The sequence below is a fragment of the Paenibacillus sp. sgz302164 genome, from assembly GCF_056120505.1.
In genome coordinates this window covers 695,024-711,567 of the sequence record NZ_JBVYOL010000001.1, presented here as the reverse complement: position 1 = coordinate 711,567, position 16,544 = coordinate 695,024, and the positions used below count along the sequence as shown (strand labels likewise).

The window sequence follows — 16,544 nt, the reverse complement described above, 5'->3', positions numbered from 1 at the left end:
TTACCCTCCTAAACTAGTTGCAAAGCCCGGCACAGCCCGACTTCTTGTGCTTGTATGAAGCAATGCCGGACTGCTGATTTCTTTGGCTCGCGGATGCGTGTTCAGCAAATAGCGCGCATAGCGGATCGGATTGGCCAGGGACTTGAAACGGGCTTTCTCGTTTGCCAAAAGGGTGAAAATCGTCCGCCCTGGTTTGGAATTTACTTCCAGAATCCAAATGCGGCCTTGCGTATCGATGCCAAAATCGATGCCCAGCTCGGCAAGGCGGCCGTGAGCCGCTTCCAGAGCGGGCGGAATCAGGCGGGATAGTCTGGTTAGCATGCCGGTCAGTTCGGCGGCTTTCGCCTCCCCGAACTCGCGGGCGAGAAAAGAGTGGACGTCTTCGGCTGTCCCGCCGCCATGCAGGTTCGACGTCACGCTCCCCGGCTTGCCGACGCGCGCCGCCATCCCGACCGTTTCCCACAAGCCTTTGCCGTTTTTTTGCACGAACGAGCGAACGTCGTAGGCGGAGCCTTCCGCATTGCGCAGCGATAAATACTGCTGCATCAGATAAGGCCTTCCGCCGATCTGATTGTGCAGCCACGCTGCGCAATCCTCCCACCGCTCGAAGCGCCCATGAACCGGCGCGTTGCGGGCGTCGCGGCCATTAACCGAATAGGCGTCGCTGCCGCCCGGGCCAGGCGTTCTGCGTAGGTGCAGCGCGCCTTTTCCTTGACTGCCTCCTTGAGGTTTCAGGAACACCTCATCGCCCTCCAAAAGCCATTGCCGCAGCTTCTTTTCGCCGGCGAGCCTGAAGGTGCGGGGCAGGAAGGGCCGCAGCTCCGCGTGATGCTGCATCATGCGCTGAACTTCCCACTTGCTTCCCAGTCCATAGCCGAGAAAGCGGATGCCGGGCAGCCCGCGCAGCTTGCTCACATGCATCCGGTACTGACGATAGCTCTCCTTGCTGCCGAAAAAGCAGCGGTCATAAATCAGGAAGGACAGCGGAAACGAATCCGCGACCCATTCTTTGCTCTCGCAAACGTACTTATACCCTGCAGCGGTTCTCCGATGCCAGTCGATCCGGTTCGGCGAGAATACGAATACTTGAATGCCTTCATGCTTCCCGATCGCGGTCAACTTTTCATAAAGCGCTGCATTGGCAAAAGGAAGCGGGCGCATTTGCTCCGCTACCATAATCCCCAGCAGGGGATGTGCGGCTGTTTGCATGACTTCACCTCAGAACTTCGCCAAATAAAGGGCATACTGCACGACCTGTTTCACGGACGGTCTTATTTTGCGCTCTGCGGACAGCTGCGTGTTATCGTCCTTGGACGGCTTCGAGTTTACCTCCAGCAGCCATACTTTCCCGGTTTTATCGACGGCAAGATCAACCCCCAGCTCGCCAAAATGATTCGGAATCTGCGCCTCGATGCCTTTGGCGATATCCAGCGAAGCTTTGCGCAGCCGGCCGAAAGCGGAAGTTTTTGCCTGCGGGTTCAGGGAAGATTTGGCGAGCGCTCCTTTGACAGTGCTCAAAGTTCCGCCCCGCGCCAGATTGGAGACGAAATGCTGGTTGCCCGCGATGCGGCCGACAATGGAGGTAATGGACCATACCCCTTTCGGCCCTTTTTGCACAAGCGCGCGAAAATCGACCGGCCTGTTATCGGCGGTGATAAGTTCAAGCCCTTGCTGAATCTGGTAGCGCTGGGTTTTCAGCTTGCCCGACAGCGCCCGAAAAACGCTGGAGATCGAAGGGAAAGATTGCTTGCGAACCCCGTTCAAGTTTGTAAAATGGCACGTATACGCATCGCCGAGTTCCCGGCTGATCCGGATAATGCCTTTGCCGAGACTCCCGGTGATCGGCTTTAAAAACAGCACGGGATGACGGCCTGACATCGTCCTCAGCATTTGGTAATTTTTGAGCGAATGCGATTCGGGCAAATACGTGTGCAAGGAATTGTCTTTGTGCAGAGCCTGGAAAACTTCGGTTTTGTTCAAATATTTCTCATTAAAAATGTGCGCGCCGTAGCGGGACCTGGCATCGTTCATAAACTGCTGGACATTGGCCAGGTTTTCATATCTGCGAGAAGTCAGCCGATTATAAATGACATTCGGTATCGGAAACGTCTTTTTGCTCCACTTACCGTTGGCATACGAATAGCCGGCTACCGAACCGGTGCCTCCGTGCATCTCCTTGGGCGGGAAAAAGCATACCAGCGCGCCGAATTTTTCGCAGGCCTCGGTCATTTCCTTGCAAAAGGCGGTGATCGTTCCAAAGGGGCGGTCCGTCGAACCGGCGTGGACACGGCTGATCATAACGCCGATCAAAGGACCAATCGACAATGTGCCGCTGCCCTGTTTATAATGGAGACAGAGCTGAGCTCCGCTATGCAGCCCCAGCTTGGAAGCAAGAGCGGTGCCGACCCGCAAGCCGTTCGAAATCGCCGCCGAGACGACTTTCACCTCTTGTTTGGCAGAGCCGAATCGCAGCGTTATCGGCTGTTGGGTTGGAATTTTCCATCTTTTAACAATATTTTCACTTAGAACAACGGTCCGATCATCCAAGTAGATGCTGGTGCTTTGAATAGATATCCCGATTTTCGTCCTGGTCAACAGCGAACACTCCTTCCAGCATCAAAAATGGCATTGCTCAAGCAAAGTAAACTACTCCATCATATGAGGACATATACCCCTTGGTGCTTAGGGTTAAGCCCTGAAAGCGGCCGGGATGAGCCCAACTGGAGTACATTTTAAAGCGAGGAGGAATTATCAGATGAATGTGCATGACAAGGCTTACGAACTGGCCAAAGCGATCAGGGAATGCAGCGAGTATAAGGAAATGATAGAAATACGGGGCAAAATCGACGCCGATCCGTCCAGCAAAACGATGCTCGACAATTTCCGCAGCCGGCAAAACGAGTTTCAACAAAAAATGATGGCCGGTGAAATGCCGGACCAAGAGGAAATGGACCAAATGCAGAAGCTTTACGAGGTATTGGCGCTCAACCCGGCCATCGGCCGCCTGTTCGATGCGGAGCGCCGGTTGTCGGTCGTGCTGGAGGACGTGCAGCGGATCATTGCCGAGCCGTTGGAAGCGATGATGCGGTAGAACCGCTATCATCGTATTGATCGGCGAACGATTCTCCAAAGAAGCCGTCCATGCTGCGATAGCCAAAATCTAGCGCCGATCGGTATTGACGCGAGGCCGTGCTCCTTCATGAGGAGTACGGCCTTTTCGTTGGGGGATGGGTCCAAAAGCCACCTGCGGCCGTTGACGAAACGGCCTTGTAGCCGAAAAACCTGCGAAAGTGCAGGCTTTTTCGATAAGAACGGCCCGTTTCGGAGAAAAGCCTGCAATAGTGCAGGAATTCCCGGCCCAAACAGGCCCGAACCCGGGTTCAGGGGACAAAAAACTGCACTATTGCAGGAATAATTCGCGGACAAGCAAAAGGGGGAGCAAAAGGATGTGCTTTTGCAGTTTTTTTGCGGGAGAGCCGCTTGAAAGTACGCCTCCGGCTGCCTCGTAAGCTCCCACGCTTTCCTGACCGCTCCTCAGCAGACCCCAAACGTTGTGAAACGACGTTAGGAGTATGGAAGCAGCACCAGAGAACCGCCTCCATCACTACGAATCGAAGAACCGCCAAAGTCACTCCCCGATAAGTAGATAAGTCATGCGAAAGTACCCTGATGCCCACCCCGATCGCTCCCCCCGCCTACCTTCAGCACTACAAAACATCGCTAGCAGTGAGTTTACCCCGCAAAAGATGTTCCTCTGCAGCAGCTAGGAGGCGAGGCCGCGGCGGGCTTAACGATAAGCCGCCGAGTAAGCAAGCTGTCGGATTTGCTCTGCTACAGAGGCGCAGCAGCGGTTGCCTGCGGGCCAACTGGAGAGGGAGGCTTCTTTTTCGCTTGACACTCAACGAAGATTAATATATAGTAACTTACATAATATAAGTTGATTTCGAAATCACAAGGAGTGATTCTTTTGATGCCAGCTTTATTTTTGGCGCACGGTTCACCGATGCTTGCTATCGAGCAAACGCCTTATACCGATTTTCTCGTCGATCTAGGCAAAAAGTACAAGCCTAAAGCGATCGTTATTTTTACGGCTCACTGGGAAAAAGAAACAGTAACGATTTCCTCACACGATAACGTGTACGAAACGATTTACGACTTCGGCGGATTCCCCGACGAGCTGTACGAGCAAACGTATCCGGCCAAAGGATCGTCGGCCGTCGCCGCCCTGCTCGAAGAAAGATTGACCAAACAGGGCATCGCGGTGCGCAAGGATACGGTCAGAGGGCTGGATCACGGTTCCTGGACGCTTTTGCTGCGGATGTATCCGGAGGCCGATGTTCCGGTCGTGCAAGTTTCGGTCAACCCTTACCTTTCCCCGGAACATCAATTCCAAATCGGAGAAGCGCTGCGCGGTTTTGGCGAAGAGGATATACTGGTCATCGGCAGCGGCGTAACGGTTCACAATTTGCGGATCATTAAATGGGGGCAAAAAACGCCTGAGCCTTGGGCGGTGGAGTTCGACGATTGGTTGATTCGAACCATCGAGGCGGGCGATTTGAAATCTCTATTTCAATACGAAGCATTGGCGCCGCATGCGCGCACCGCTGTGCCGCGGGCGGAGCATTTTGTTCCATTGTTTATCGCGATGGGCAGTGGCAGCGGCCAGCCCCAAGTCATACATCGCAGCTACGATCTCGGAACGCTCAGCTACTTATGCATGCAGTTTTAACTAAAAACCGCTGTCAGGGTGAACAACCTTGGCGGCGGTTTTTTGGCTTCAGCAAACATTCAGTGGGCACTAAGGATTGCCTAAGATTTGTCATGCATAATTAGTCTCGTAAAACAAAAACACTACCTAGACAAAGGAATGAATGGCTATGAAAAATAAGGCACATGCATTTGCGGGTCTTTTGTTATGAGAAGAGCATCCAAATGGCTGAAATGGCAAATAGGCGCGGTTGTCGTGCTTCCCTGTTTCTTCCTGTTTCAGGAAGTGAAAGCAAGCCCCGAATTCAAATCCGCCCAGCAGCAAGCGGCGGCCGCATCCGCCCCGGCTTCAACGAAGACACCCTTGCTGTCGGACAACGGCAGCTCATTGAACGGCGGGGACAATCAACAATTCCGCCAGAAGGACAGACGGCGCGGCGGCGGCCGCTCGTTCGGCGGCAATTCAAACTTTGGCCGCAGCGGCGACAACAGCGGCACAGGATCCGGGTCAACCGGGTCGGCAGGATCCGAGTCCGGGCAAATTCAGCCGCACACAAGGACGCAGGCTTCTTGAGCGGCATCGCGCAAGGAAGGGGAGGAGCCGTATGCTCCAGCCTATCAATTTTCGCTCCATGAATACGGATATCCAGGTGCTGCTGGGGATCAATGCCGAAGACGACAGCCATGTACTTGCCGATTATGTAAAAGCCTGGTTCAACAGCTCGGAAAAGCGTTTCAGCCGTTTTTTGCCGAAGAGCGAGCTGTCCCGCATCAACGCGTTGGCCGGCAGCCGCTGCATGGCGTCGCCCCATATGATGGAAGTGCTGCAGCTTGCGGAGCATTACCGGGAACAGACCGAGGGCATTTTCAGCATATTCGTCAAAGATGCCATTCACCAAGCCGGGTATGCGAACTCTTTTGAAACGATGGGGTCGAGTACGCGTTGTCTTGAACCCGGAGTCCCTGGCAGTACTACGCAGCCGGCAATCGATTTGAATGCGGTCATGCAGTCGGTCCAAATCGGACCCGGCCGGCGCATCGATCTGGGCGGAATCGTCAAAGGTTGGTCCGTCAAGCAGTTGGTAGCCTGGCTTCGCCAAGAGTGGAATGTAAAGAGAGGGCTGATTAACGCAGGCGGCGATTTGGAAGTATGGGGGCAAGCTTCGGAGCGCGATCCGTGGGTCGTCGCCGTCGCCCATCCGTACGGAGGTACGCAGGAAGTGCTGCTGCAGCTGGACTCTGGAGCCGTCGCGACATCCAGCACCTTGCGCAGAAGCTGGTCGACGAACCGGGGGCGAATGCATCATTTGATCGATCCCCGCACAATGCTTCCCGGCACAAGCTCCGTTGTTCAATCTACGGTAGTGGGAAAAGATTTGGTGGAGTGCGAGATTTGGGCCAAGGTGCTGTGCATTGCGGGAGTGGAAGCCGGCCTTCCCCTGTTCCGGCGCAAAACGAACGGACTGGAAGCGCTGCTTTATACCAAAGAAGGGCAGCTTCATCATATGAAACCGGCCTCCCCTGGCGTACACGGGCGCTGGTTTCATTTACAAACGGATTTTATCCATCATGTACCCTAAGAAAGGGGAGGAAAACATTGATTCATTTCCTTGTTCAATTGCCGATCTGGACGTTGATCCGCGTATTCGGCCTATTGTCTTACTTTACTTTGTTCATCGGCATGGCGCTTGGAATCGCCTGCGGGTTTCCCAAATGGAAAGAGCGCAAAGCCCGGCTTCTGAAGTGGCATACCGCCGCTAATCAAACAGGCACCGTACTGGCGCTGCTCCACGGCCTGCTGTTGATCATCGATACGTATATGCCTTTTGATTGGCATGAAATTCTCATTCCGTTCGCCTCGGCCCATTCGACCGTTTTGAATGCATTGGGCACGCTGGCGATGTACGGGCTGCTGGTGGTCATGTTCACGACGGATTTGCGGAATAAGCTGAAAAGAAAAATATGGCTTGCATTTCATTTGCTGTCGTACCCGATTTTTGTTCTCGCGCTGATTCACGGCCTTTTCCTCGGCACCGACAGCTCGCAGCCGCTCGTTACAGTCATGTACTTCGCTACCGCCGCAGCGCTTGTCATTCTGACGATCGTGCGCATTGCTATTAAGCCCCGCAAGGGCCGCATTCAAGTCGTCTATGTGAAGAATATGTAAAAGACAGCCTTTCGTCCCGGGTGATACAATATGGATATTTCAAAATATGGATTAGCAGGGACGGTGCCGAAATTGCGGCTGCATGATGTTTGGGAAATAGGGCTGACTGCCCTCAAGTTGGGTTTGACTTCATTCGGCGGGCCCATTGCGCATTTGGGCTACTTCCGCGAAGAATACGTCCGCAAGCGCAAGTGGCTCGACGAGCAGGAATACGCCGATCTCGTTGCGCTGTGCCAGTTTCTCCCCGGTCCGGCAAGCAGCCAGGTCGGCATCGGCGTCGGCTGGCTGCGCGGCGGTCTCGCAGGCGCAGTCGCCGCCTGGATCGGCTTCACTTTGCCGTCGGCGCTGTTTATGGCGCTTTTTGCCTATGCATACGGCAAATTCAATCTTGAAGGAGCGGCGTGGATACACGGCCTCAAGCTTGCGGCCGTCGCGATCGTCGCCCAAGCCGTGTGGGGGATGGGCAAATCGCTCGCGCCGGACAAATGCCGGGCGACGATGGCCATCGGGGCGGCGGTCATAGCCCTGCTCTGGAGCTCGCCGTGGAGCCAGATCGCAATCATTGCGGCTGGCGGCGTGAGCGGGCTCCTTTTGTTTAAGTCAGGCCCCGCTGCCGAAACAGCAGCTGCGGTTAACCCGCGGCCAAACGCCAAAACGGCCGGGTTTCTGATTCTTTTTGCCGGCATATTCGTCCTCCTCCCGCTGGCCCGCATGCTCTACGCTTCGGACTGGCTCGCGCTTGCGGAAAGCATGTACCGCTCGGGCTCGCTCGTGTTCGGCGGCGGACACGTAGTGCTGCCTCTGCTTGAGCGGGAAGCGGTGCCGGCCGGATGGCTGGATCATGAGCGGTTCATCGCCGGATATGCGGCTGCGCAAGCGGTGCCGGGCCCGCTGTTTACTTTCGCGGCTTACATCGGCTTCGCCGCCAAAGGCTGGCTCGGTGCAGCCGTCGCAACCGCCGCGATTTTTCTCCCGGCATTTCTTCTTGTCACAGGGGCGCTGCCGTTCTGGAACCGGATTCGCGATTATGCCTCCGTCAAGCAGGCGCTGCTCGGCGTGAATGCGGCGGTCGTAGGCATTTTGCTCGCGGCCTTGTACGATCCGGTCTGGACCAGTGCCGTGCATTCGACCGGTGATTTTTGCATGACGGTTTTGCTGTTCGGAGCGCTCGTTTATTGGAAAACGCCTCCATGGATCGTCGTGCTTGCCGCGGCGGCGGGCGGTTTTTTGTTGGTCTGATTGGAGCTCGGTCCTCCCTGAAAGAAGGGGCATACCGGGGGAAGTTGCCAAGTTTTCCGAAACTCTCTATAGTAGAAAGGGAATCAGAAGGAAACGAGGCTTAAACGACACATGGCAAAAGCAAAAATTACCGAGCTTGATATCGTAAGGGCACTGGCGATTATCGCTGTCGTCTTGATCCATGTCACTTCAGACAGTACGGTGGATCCGGCTCTAATGGGAAGCAGCACCCAACTGTTGGGCTTATTTTTGAACAAAATCAGCTATTTTGCCGTTCCGGTTTTTATTTTCATCAGCGGCATCGTGCTGTTTTACATTTATATCGACAATTGGAGCGGAAAGCAGGCGGCTCTTTTTTATTGGAAAAGGGTGCGCCAGGTTCTTCTCCCGTATATTTTATGGTCGTTTTTTTATTACATATATAATCCGTGGCTGTTTACGCCCGGGCATCCGGTCAAGGTGGATTTGAAAGTATTTTTGGAGCAGCTGAAGTGGGCGGATTCGGGCTACCATCTTTACTTCATGATAATTATCGTGCAGTTTTACGTCCTGTTCCCGCTGCTCGTGTGGGCGGCCCGAAAGTTCCCATGGTTCCGAAAAACGCTGGCGTTGTGGGGGCTGCTGATCCAGGCCGGGGTGTATGTGTACAATCACTGGTTCGGAACGATCAGCCATAAGCCTGAGCTTTGTATCACCTATTTCGGCTTTTTCCTGGTAGGCGGTGCCATCGGGATTCATTACGGGGCGTTCAGGGCGTGGCTGGACCGGAATATCGGCTGGGTGCTTCCTCTTTCACTGCTTAGCGGCGTCGGTTACGCGATGCTGTTTGTCGCGGCACAAAAAGGAGCCGCCATCGAAAATACGTGGTTTGAAGCGTCCTGGGTGCTGTACAGCATAGGAATCGGCGTCAGCTTCATCTGGATCGCGCAGCGCATGCAAAAGGCGGCGGCTCGTCTGGCGGCCTTCCTGACTTCGCTCGGAGCCGTATCGTTCGGCGTCTACCTGATGCATCCCGCGCTTTTGTCGGCCTGGAAATACAAGGTTCACACGCCGGGATCCATCGTCCTGTACAATTTGTATAATTTGATTGTGTTCGTGCTTATTATCGCCATCCCCTGGGTGATCACTGTCCTATACCGCAAGGGAAGAAAAGTGCTGAACATAAAATGAATAAAAAGGGAGTGCACACTGCATCGGCAGAGGCACTCCTTTTTTTTACATGGATAGGTCCTGCTTGTAAAGATCTTGTATAGTTCCTTATGCTACGATCACATTTGTCGAAAGGATATGGATTTTATCGAAATAGGAGGAGCGAGGTGACTTTGGCTCCCTATTCGGACAGGTGGTGAACGGATATAAGAGCGGAATAGACTAAGAACGATCGTTTTACTGCATGCTGAGTACAACATTCATACCGGATTGCCGACGTAAGAAGCAAGATAACTCAAATGAGAGCAGAGGCGCTTGAGTTAGAAGTGGTTGACAAATTTGTTAAGTGGAAGGGAGGAAACCTGCTTAACAGAAAGAAATCTGCAAATATGGAATTTCTATATGCTTTCGTAAGCAGGTATGAACGGAAGATGAAATTAAAAAATCGAAGAATGTTATCTTTTCTAATGGCAATCGTTATGGTATTGACGATGATCCCTTTTCATCCGTTAGAAGCAAATGCAAAGGCAACACCAACACTTGATCTTGGTAATCCTGTTAGCGTAACCGAAACAACCTATCAGCTGCCAAGTGCTACAATTACAGACACAGGTGTCGTTGATACACACGGCGGATACTTTACTGTGGCGGTAAATAATGGCTCAATTGCTGTTGGGACTGTGCCAGGCAGTATTACCGAGATGACTAATGGTATAAAAATTATCAACGTTAGTACTGACATATCTACACCTACAAATAGAGTGTTCAATTTTTCAGGCGCTGCTACTTATGAAGACATTCAATTTGTGATTCGAAATATGACATTTACACAAGTGTCAGGGCAAACCCAAAGTGTCACAGTCAATGTAACGCCAGGGGCACCATTGCGCGATGGAAAAACATCTGTGCGCACCTACAACGGACGTTATTTTGTATATGTGGCAAGACAGAGTACCATGACTTTTTACGATGCTGTGAATATTGCAACGAACAATAACGGACATCTTGTAGAGCCAACAGCAAATAATCCTGGAGAAATGTTAGCGATTGCCAGTATGTTTAAAGAATTTAAGAGTTTCTGGCAAGGAAGCTGGTACTTTATAAGCTTTATAGGCGCTACTAAAACTACAGCACCTAATTGGAACACTTCCAGTTATAGCGAGACAAGGTATGTATCAAACGGTCAGCCAACAGGTCTTGACTCATCGAGTAATATTGTGCCTAATGGATCCTATGACCATATTACACTTGTGCTAAACAGCAGTAATACTACATTAGGTTATTTACCCGTACTTAATATACACGGTAGTAGCACATATAAAGATCCAGGAGTTATTGTCGAGTATAATTCCGGTGTCATTAGTGTCATCACTGCTACAAAAGATATGGTAATTTCGGCTCCGATAGCGCCGGTAGAAGTAAGCAAAACTGCAACAAGCATTACTTTGCAGGCAGTCACCGGTCAAGAATACAGTAAAGACGGCGGCGTGACCTGGCAAGATAGCCCGACGTTCAGCGGATTGACGCCGAATACCGACTATACGTTCGTAACCCGGGTGAAAGCGACAGCGACTCAGAATGCGTCCCCTATCAGTGCGGGAATAAAGATTCGTACAATGTCCAGTAACGCGGACTTGAAAAACTTGACGCTGTCGAGCGGCACGTTAAGCCCAGCGTTTGCAGCAGGCACGACAAACTATACGTCGTCGAGCGTAGCGTACAGCGTGTACGAAACAACAGTGACGGCGACAGTATATGATTCTGTTTATGCAACGGTGACGGCGAGCGTATACAACAGCGCAAACGTTTTGGTAAAAGGTCCGATTACGTTGACAAGCGGCGCAGCATCCGATTCGCTGCCGCTGAGCGTGGGCAGCAATACGATCAAGGTGGTTGTGACGGCGCAGGACGGCACGACGCAAACGTATACCGTGACGGTAATACGTAATGATAGTTCTGGTTCTGGTTCCGACTCAGGCTCCGGTTCCGGCAGTGGCACTGGCTCTGGCTCTGGCGGAACGACCGTAGATCCGACTCCGGCATCGGGTGTGAAAACAACCGTGAACGGTACGGACAGCAGCTTCGCTACAAGCACTACGGCAGACAACGTTACGACCGTTGCGATTGACAAAGATAAATTATCGGATTATCTCTCCAAAGGCAACGGACAGAAATTGAATGTAATTGTGCCAGGCGACGGCAACATCAAGGTTACAGGTTTGACTGCGGCAACCTTGAAGCAGTTGTCCGATACCGGCTCGACGCTGAACATCGAGAACCTGCTTGCCATTTATCCGATTCCAAGCAAACAACTGGATTTGAGTTCGGTCACAAAACAATGGAGCGGCGCCCCGCTTGGCGATATTGCCGTCGATATTAACATCAAGAGCTCGTCTGACGCATTGAAAGCTGCGGCAAAAGATCACGCGGCCAAAGGCGGCTACGACCTGCTTGTCAATCCGGTCGATCTGTCGCTCAGCTTCACGTACCAAGGCCAATCCGTCAAACCGGATCAACTGACGAGCTATGCGCCACGCTATATCGCATTGCCTGAAGGTATTGATCCGAACAAAATTACGACCGGTGTTGTTGTCAACCCGGATGGCACGGTATTCCATGTGCCGACAGTTGTAACAAAAATCAACAACCGTTACTTTGCACTGATCAACGACCTGCGCAGCCAGGGCAGCTACTCGGTCATCTGGAATCCGCAAAATTTCGATGATGTGAAGAATCACTGGGCTAAGGAGAGTATCAACAATATTGCAGCCAGACTGCAGCTTGAAGGTACAGGCAACAATACCTTCTCCCCGGACCGCAGTATCGAGCGTTCGGAATTTGCTACGATTGTGGCAAGCGGACTTGGCTTAATGCGCCAAGGAGTAGCTAACGCTCCGTATAGCGATGTTGCAAGGTCGAATTGGTACCACGATGCCGTAACGATTGCCAGCGAATTTGGCATTATTGAAGGTTTTGAAGACGGTGCGTTCCACGGCAGCGCGCTGATCACGAGAGAGCAAGGCATTGCCATGATCGCCCGCTCGCTTCATCTGGTCCAGCCGCAAAAAGCGCTGGGCGAATCGGAAATCAATCAGATTCTGGCTCCTTACGGCGACTCGGACAAAATCTCCGGATATGCCCGGGAGTCGGCAGCTCAACTGATCAAGGCCGGCATCCTGCAAGGAAGGGACAATCAGCTGCTGAAACCGAAAGCGGAGCTGACGCGCGCGGAAACTGCCGCTTTGCTCGAAAGACTGCTTAAAGTTACGAAACTGATCGACAAGTAATAAAGATTAAGAGGGGGCTGCAATTAACCCCCTCTTTTTTGATATTATAGAAAGTATAAGTTTTCCGGGGAGGATTTGAACCAGAAAGGAAGGCATGATCCATGAACGATACGATCTCTCTTTTGCAAAAGCACCGCTCTATCCGCAAATTTACGGATGCTCCGGTCACACCCGAGCAGCTAAGCGCGATTCTCGCCGCGGCCCAGGCCGCTTCGACTTCGAGCAACATGCAGGCTTACAGCGTCATCGGCGTTACGGACGCCGGGCTGAAGCGGCAGCTTGCCGAGCTGGCGGGCAACCAGGCTTATGTTAGCGAGTGCCCGCTGTTTCTCGTGTGGTGCGCGGATCTGCACCGCTTCGAGCAGGCGGTCCGCCGCCATACGGACGCGCCCGTCACCGGCAACGCGGAAAACTTCCTCGTTGCCACGGTCGATGCTGCATTGGCTGCGCAAAATGCAGCCATTGCCGCCGAGTCGCTCGGCCTCGGCGTCGTCTACATCGGCGGGCTGCGCAACCAGCCCGCCGAAGTGTCCCGGCTGCTGCAGCTGCCGCAGCTGGTGTACCCGGTTTTCGGCATGTGCATCGGCATGCCGGACCAAGAGCCGCTGCTGCGCCCGCGGCTCCCGCTCGAAGCCGTATACCACGAGAACCGGTATACGGAAGAGCGCTACCCCGCCGCCATCGACGCTTACGACGAGGCGATCCGCGCGTACATGGCGGAGCGCACCGGCGGCAAAACGGACACGGTATGGTCCAAGGAGATGGCCATCAAAGCGCTCCGCCCGCGCAAGCATATGAAAGCCTTCCTGAGCTCGCAGGGCTTCGAAATCGATTGATCCTCCGCTCCCGCATGAGATTGTTCTCATAAACGAGGAACTTGTCTCATACAATGGAACTATGCAGCCAGAAATAAGCGAGTTCTGCCGGAGCGAAAGGAGTGCAGCCACGTTGAGAGGGTTAAAAAATGTCATTTACATGAGCGCGGCGCTGGGGATGCTGTTTTATTCGATTCCCCGGTTGGAATTGACGGAAATCTTGTCATTGCAGGGCATTTTCAGCATCATATGGATTTGCATGGCGCTGCTGGTCGTAGCGGCGCATCTGCACCAGCTTCTCGGCGTTGACGAAGAGAAGCGCAGGGAACTGAATCGGATCAAGAAGATGAAGAGATGGCAGTTGGAGCAAGCGCTGCAGGGCCGGAGAAAAATTTTGCAAATCCGCAAGTGATCATCACGAGCGTAAAAGGGAAAATGCCCGCAGTGCTGGGGGTTTTCCTTTTTTTCTTTGTTTGGGCTGCCGCAGCGTGCCCAGGGCGAACTCGTCGCGTCGTTGGCGGCGATTTGCGCGCGGAAAGCCTGTACGTTTCAGACTGTGGAGAAACCCGCACGCCGGAGCCGGTTGCGAAGAAAACCTGCAAAAGTACAGTTTTTGCTCAATGGATGCGCTGCCAACGAAATATTCCTGCACAATAGCAGGCTTTTCGCCAAAATGAACCGTGTTTACGGAAGAAACCTGCATCTTCTTCCAGGCTGTTGAAAAACCTCCACGTTCGAGGAGATGACCATAATCTGCTCGCCTGTACAAAGAAAACCTGCAAAAATACATGAATTTGCGTCCTTGATCGCTGTCCACGAACAATTCCTGCAAAAGTGCAGGCTTTTCACCAAACACATAGGCTCATATTCACTTTCAGCGAAAATTCCTGCACTTTTGCAGGTTTTTCGCCAAAACAAGCTAATTTCGGAAGAAAAGCCTGCACTTTCGCAGGTTTTTTCCCTAGCAAGCTGATTTCTACCCAGTCGTGCGGCTCCACGACCTACACCGATAGAGGCACGTGCCCAGAAAAAGCGGTTGTCCCCCAAAAGCCATACTCGTTTCACTAGGAGTCTGTCCGACGGAGTTGCTTTTGTGCATATCGGGTGAATCATGGCTGCATATATTGCCGCTCACGCTATATAATTACTGTCATTTTGTATATACCTTCTACGTGGTTCATCGGACAGACTCCTAGCCCTCACAGAGTGTCGCGACTTGCTCGGGCAGCCTGATAATCGCAGGCTCTTCTCCTGCCAAGCCGCCTTGTCCCTCCACTTCAACTCCGCAACCTATGCTGGAGAGGCGAGGGGGTGGTTGGGGGAAATGTGGTAACGCGTCACTTTGCAAGCTTCCTGTGAGTTAATGAAGATGCGCCTCTCCAATGTACGTTTTCTCCACAGCATTCACTTTATACGAAAATAAATAATGTGCAGATTTTCCAACGGTTACGCTTATAAAGCCGGAAACTGCTGCAGCAGGTCCGGTTAATTTCATTCTGTAGGTGACGTCCACGGCGTCATGGGAGTTTTTCAGATTTCACGCCGTTTACGGGCGTATATTGAACGATTTCGCCACTTTGGCGGCCGGGCCAAGGCGTCAGTCTGCCCGATTCTTACCCACACTGAGGGCGATGCAGCGGAACAATGTCCGAGTGCGTCTTCCAATGCGAACATATGTGTGGTAAAATGAATTCACTCATTGTTCTCTATGTGTAGAACTACTATAATAATGATACAGATTGCTACAGTATTGAATAAATGAGGTGTAACAGATGGATACACATATTGCAGATACATTGACCAAGCATGAACAAATTTTAAGGCATATCGAAAGCCTCAATCTCGGCACCCGCATTTCCGTGCGGAAAATCGCCAAAAACATGGAGGTCAGCGAAGGCACGGCATACCGCGCCATCAAGGAAGCGGAGAACCAGGGGCTCGTGAGCACAAAAGAACGGATCGGCACGGTGCGCGTGGAGAAAAAGCTGCGGCAGAACATTGACAAGCTGACGTTCGCCGAGGTGGTCAATATGGTTGACGGCCAGGTGCTCGGCGGTTCCAGGGGGCTGCATAAGACGCTGCACAAATTCGTCATCGGCGCGATGGAGCAGGACGCCATGATGCGCTATATCGAGGCGGGCAGCCTGCTGATCGTCGGCAACCGCAACGGCGCGCACATATGCGCGCTGGAGCAGGGCGCGGGCGTGCTCATTACGGGCGGCTTCGACACGAGCGCGGAAGTTAAGGCGCTGGCCGACGAATTGGAGCTGCCGATTATTTCAAGCACCTACGATACGTTTACGGTCGCTTCGATGATCAACAGGGCGATCTATGACCGCCTGATCAAGAAAAAGATCATGCTCGTCGAGGATATGCTGGCTTCCGGCGCAGCGGTGTTCGCTTTGAAAGCGAACAGTATGCTCAAGGATTGGCAGCGCCTTTCCGAAGAAACCGGGCACAGCCGGTTTCCCGTCGTCGACGAGTGGAACCGGATTATCGGCGTCGTGACTTCCAAGGATATGGTTGGCGCAAGCCCGATACAGACCGTGGACAAGCTGATGACGCGCAGCCCGCTAACGGTTACACCGCATACGTCGGTCGCCTCCGCCGCCCATATGATGGTTTGGGAAGGCATCGAGCTGCTGCCCGTCGTGGATGCGAACCGCAAAATTTTGGGCGTTCTGAACCGCAGCGACGTGCTGAAAGCGATGCAGTACATTCAGAAGCAGCCGCAGAACGGCGAAACGTTCGAGGAATTGATTTGGTCGGGGCTGGAAGAGGTAAGGGATGAGGCAGGCTCGCTCCAATTTCACGGGATCATCACCCCGCAGATGACGAATCATCTCGGAACGGTTTCGGAAGGTGTGCTGACCACTTTGATGACGCAGGCCGCTTACCGGATCGTGCAGGAGCATAAAAAAGGCGATCTCGTTATGGACAACATGTCCACTTACTTTTTGAAGCCTGTGCAGATTGACAGCAAAATAGAAATACGGCCCACCATTATCGAGGTGAGCCGCAAATTCGGCAAAATCGATGTCGAGATTTACCATGCCGGCGCTCTCGTCTCCAAGGCGATGCTGACGGCGCAGGTGATCTAGGCGGGTGAACCGCGTAGAAGGTATATATGCAGTCATGATTCACCCGGTATGCACAAAAGTGACTCCTAGGCGTCTGGCG

14 protein-coding genes are annotated in these 16,544 nt (G+C 53.0%); 11 read left to right on the top strand and 3 right to left on the bottom strand.

The window, feature by feature from the left end:
* Both AC0LWT_RS03115 and AC0LWT_RS03110 read right to left on the bottom strand, forming a co-directional pair.
* Complete coding sequence (locus tag AC0LWT_RS03115; protein ID WP_474679737.1) at positions 1-1,209, bottom strand: YheC/YheD family endospore coat-associated protein; 1,209 nt, start codon at positions 1,207-1,209, stop codon at positions 1-3.
* Between the two features lie 9 nt (positions 1,210-1,218).
* Complete coding sequence (locus tag AC0LWT_RS03110) at positions 1,219-2,595, bottom strand: YheC/YheD family endospore coat-associated protein (protein WP_474679736.1); 1,377 nt, start codon at positions 2,593-2,595, stop codon at positions 1,219-1,221.
* A 160-nt stretch (positions 2,596-2,755) separates the two neighbouring features.
* Between AC0LWT_RS03110 and AC0LWT_RS03105 the strand changes: the two genes are divergently transcribed.
* The 10 genes from AC0LWT_RS03105 to AC0LWT_RS03060 all read left to right on the top strand — a co-directional run bounded on the left by AC0LWT_RS03105 (position 2,756) and on the right by AC0LWT_RS03060 (position 13,776).
* Entirely contained in the window at positions 2,756-3,091 is a 336-nt protein-coding gene (locus AC0LWT_RS03105) for a YlbF/YmcA family competence regulator (protein WP_474679735.1), read from the top strand.
* Positions 3,092-3,967: 876 nt separating this feature from the next.
* On the top strand, positions 3,968-4,729 hold the full coding sequence (locus tag AC0LWT_RS03100) for a DODA-type extradiol aromatic ring-opening family dioxygenase (RefSeq protein ID WP_474679734.1): 762 nt from the start codon (positions 3,968-3,970) through the stop codon (positions 4,727-4,729).
* Between the two features lie 186 nt (positions 4,730-4,915).
* Entirely contained in the window at positions 4,916-5,281 is a 366-nt protein-coding gene (locus AC0LWT_RS03095) for a hypothetical protein (RefSeq protein ID WP_474679733.1), read from the top strand.
* Positions 5,282-5,312: 31 nt separating this feature from the next.
* The gene (locus AC0LWT_RS03090) at positions 5,313-6,287 is read left to right on the top strand and encodes an FAD:protein FMN transferase (protein ID WP_474679732.1); all 975 of its coding nucleotides are present in this window, start codon (positions 5,313-5,315) and stop codon (positions 6,285-6,287) included.
* A gap of 17 nt (positions 6,288-6,304) precedes the next feature.
* Positions 6,305-6,874 carry a ferric reductase-like transmembrane domain-containing protein gene (locus AC0LWT_RS03085; RefSeq protein ID WP_474679731.1) on the top strand — a complete coding sequence of 190 codons (570 nt, stop codon included), beginning with the start codon at positions 6,305-6,307 and terminating at the stop codon, positions 6,872-6,874.
* Between the two features lie 30 nt (positions 6,875-6,904).
* The gene (locus AC0LWT_RS03080) at positions 6,905-8,113 is read left to right on the top strand and encodes a chromate transporter (protein ID WP_474679730.1); all 1,209 of its coding nucleotides are present in this window, start codon (positions 6,905-6,907) and stop codon (positions 8,111-8,113) included.
* Positions 8,114-8,224: 111 nt separating this feature from the next.
* The gene (locus AC0LWT_RS03075) at positions 8,225-9,283 is read left to right on the top strand and encodes an acyltransferase (protein WP_474679729.1); all 1,059 of its coding nucleotides are present in this window, start codon (positions 8,225-8,227) and stop codon (positions 9,281-9,283) included.
* Positions 9,284-10,647: 1,364 nt separating this feature from the next.
* Positions 10,648-12,549, top strand: a complete 1,902-nt coding sequence (locus AC0LWT_RS03070) for an S-layer homology domain-containing protein (RefSeq protein ID WP_474679728.1) — start codon at positions 10,648-10,650, stop codon at positions 12,547-12,549.
* 101 nt (positions 12,550-12,650) lie between these two features.
* Entirely contained in the window at positions 12,651-13,385 is a 735-nt protein-coding gene (gene nfsA, locus AC0LWT_RS03065; protein ID WP_474679727.1) for an oxygen-insensitive NADPH nitroreductase, read from the top strand.
* Between the two features lie 112 nt (positions 13,386-13,497).
* Positions 13,498-13,776, top strand: a complete 279-nt coding sequence (locus AC0LWT_RS03060; RefSeq protein WP_474679726.1) for a hypothetical protein — start codon at positions 13,498-13,500, stop codon at positions 13,774-13,776.
* A gap of 3 nt (positions 13,777-13,779) precedes the next feature.
* Here AC0LWT_RS03060 and AC0LWT_RS03055 read toward each other — a convergent pair whose 3' ends face one another.
* Entirely contained in the window at positions 13,780-14,181 is a 402-nt protein-coding gene (locus AC0LWT_RS03055) for a hypothetical protein (protein WP_474679725.1), read from the bottom strand.
* 955 nt (positions 14,182-15,136) lie between these two features.
* Between AC0LWT_RS03055 and AC0LWT_RS03050 the strand changes: the two genes are divergently transcribed.
* Positions 15,137-16,465, top strand: coding sequence for a DRTGG domain-containing protein (locus tag AC0LWT_RS03050; protein WP_474679724.1), 1,329 nt, complete (start codon positions 15,137-15,139; stop codon positions 16,463-16,465).
* Positions 16,466-16,544 lie beyond the last annotated feature (79 nt).

Bases quoted from the DNA above. Each gene is read 5' to 3' on its own strand.
- AC0LWT_RS03095 (WP_474679733.1), top strand. From the start codon at position 4,916: ATGAGAAGAGCATCCAAATGGCTGAAATGGCAAATAGGCGCGGTTGTC.
- AC0LWT_RS03115 (WP_474679737.1), bottom strand. From the start codon at position 1,209: ATGCAAACAGCCGCACATCCCCTGCTGGGGATTATGGTAGCGGAGCAA.
- nfsA (WP_474679727.1), top strand. From the start codon at position 12,651: ATGAACGATACGATCTCTCTTTTGCAAAAGCACCGCTCTATCCGCAAA.
- AC0LWT_RS03105 (WP_474679735.1), top strand. From the start codon at position 2,756: ATGAATGTGCATGACAAGGCTTACGAACTGGCCAAAGCGATCAGGGAA.
- AC0LWT_RS03050 (WP_474679724.1), top strand. From the start codon at position 15,137: ATGGATACACATATTGCAGATACATTGACCAAGCATGAACAAATTTTA.
- AC0LWT_RS03080 (WP_474679730.1), top strand. From the start codon at position 6,905: ATGGATATTTCAAAATATGGATTAGCAGGGACGGTGCCGAAATTGCGG.
- AC0LWT_RS03090 (WP_474679732.1), top strand. From the start codon at position 5,313: ATGCTCCAGCCTATCAATTTTCGCTCCATGAATACGGATATCCAGGTG.
- AC0LWT_RS03070 (WP_474679728.1), top strand. From the start codon at position 10,648: ATGGTAATTTCGGCTCCGATAGCGCCGGTAGAAGTAAGCAAAACTGCA.
- AC0LWT_RS03075 (WP_474679729.1), top strand. From the start codon at position 8,225: ATGGCAAAAGCAAAAATTACCGAGCTTGATATCGTAAGGGCACTGGCG.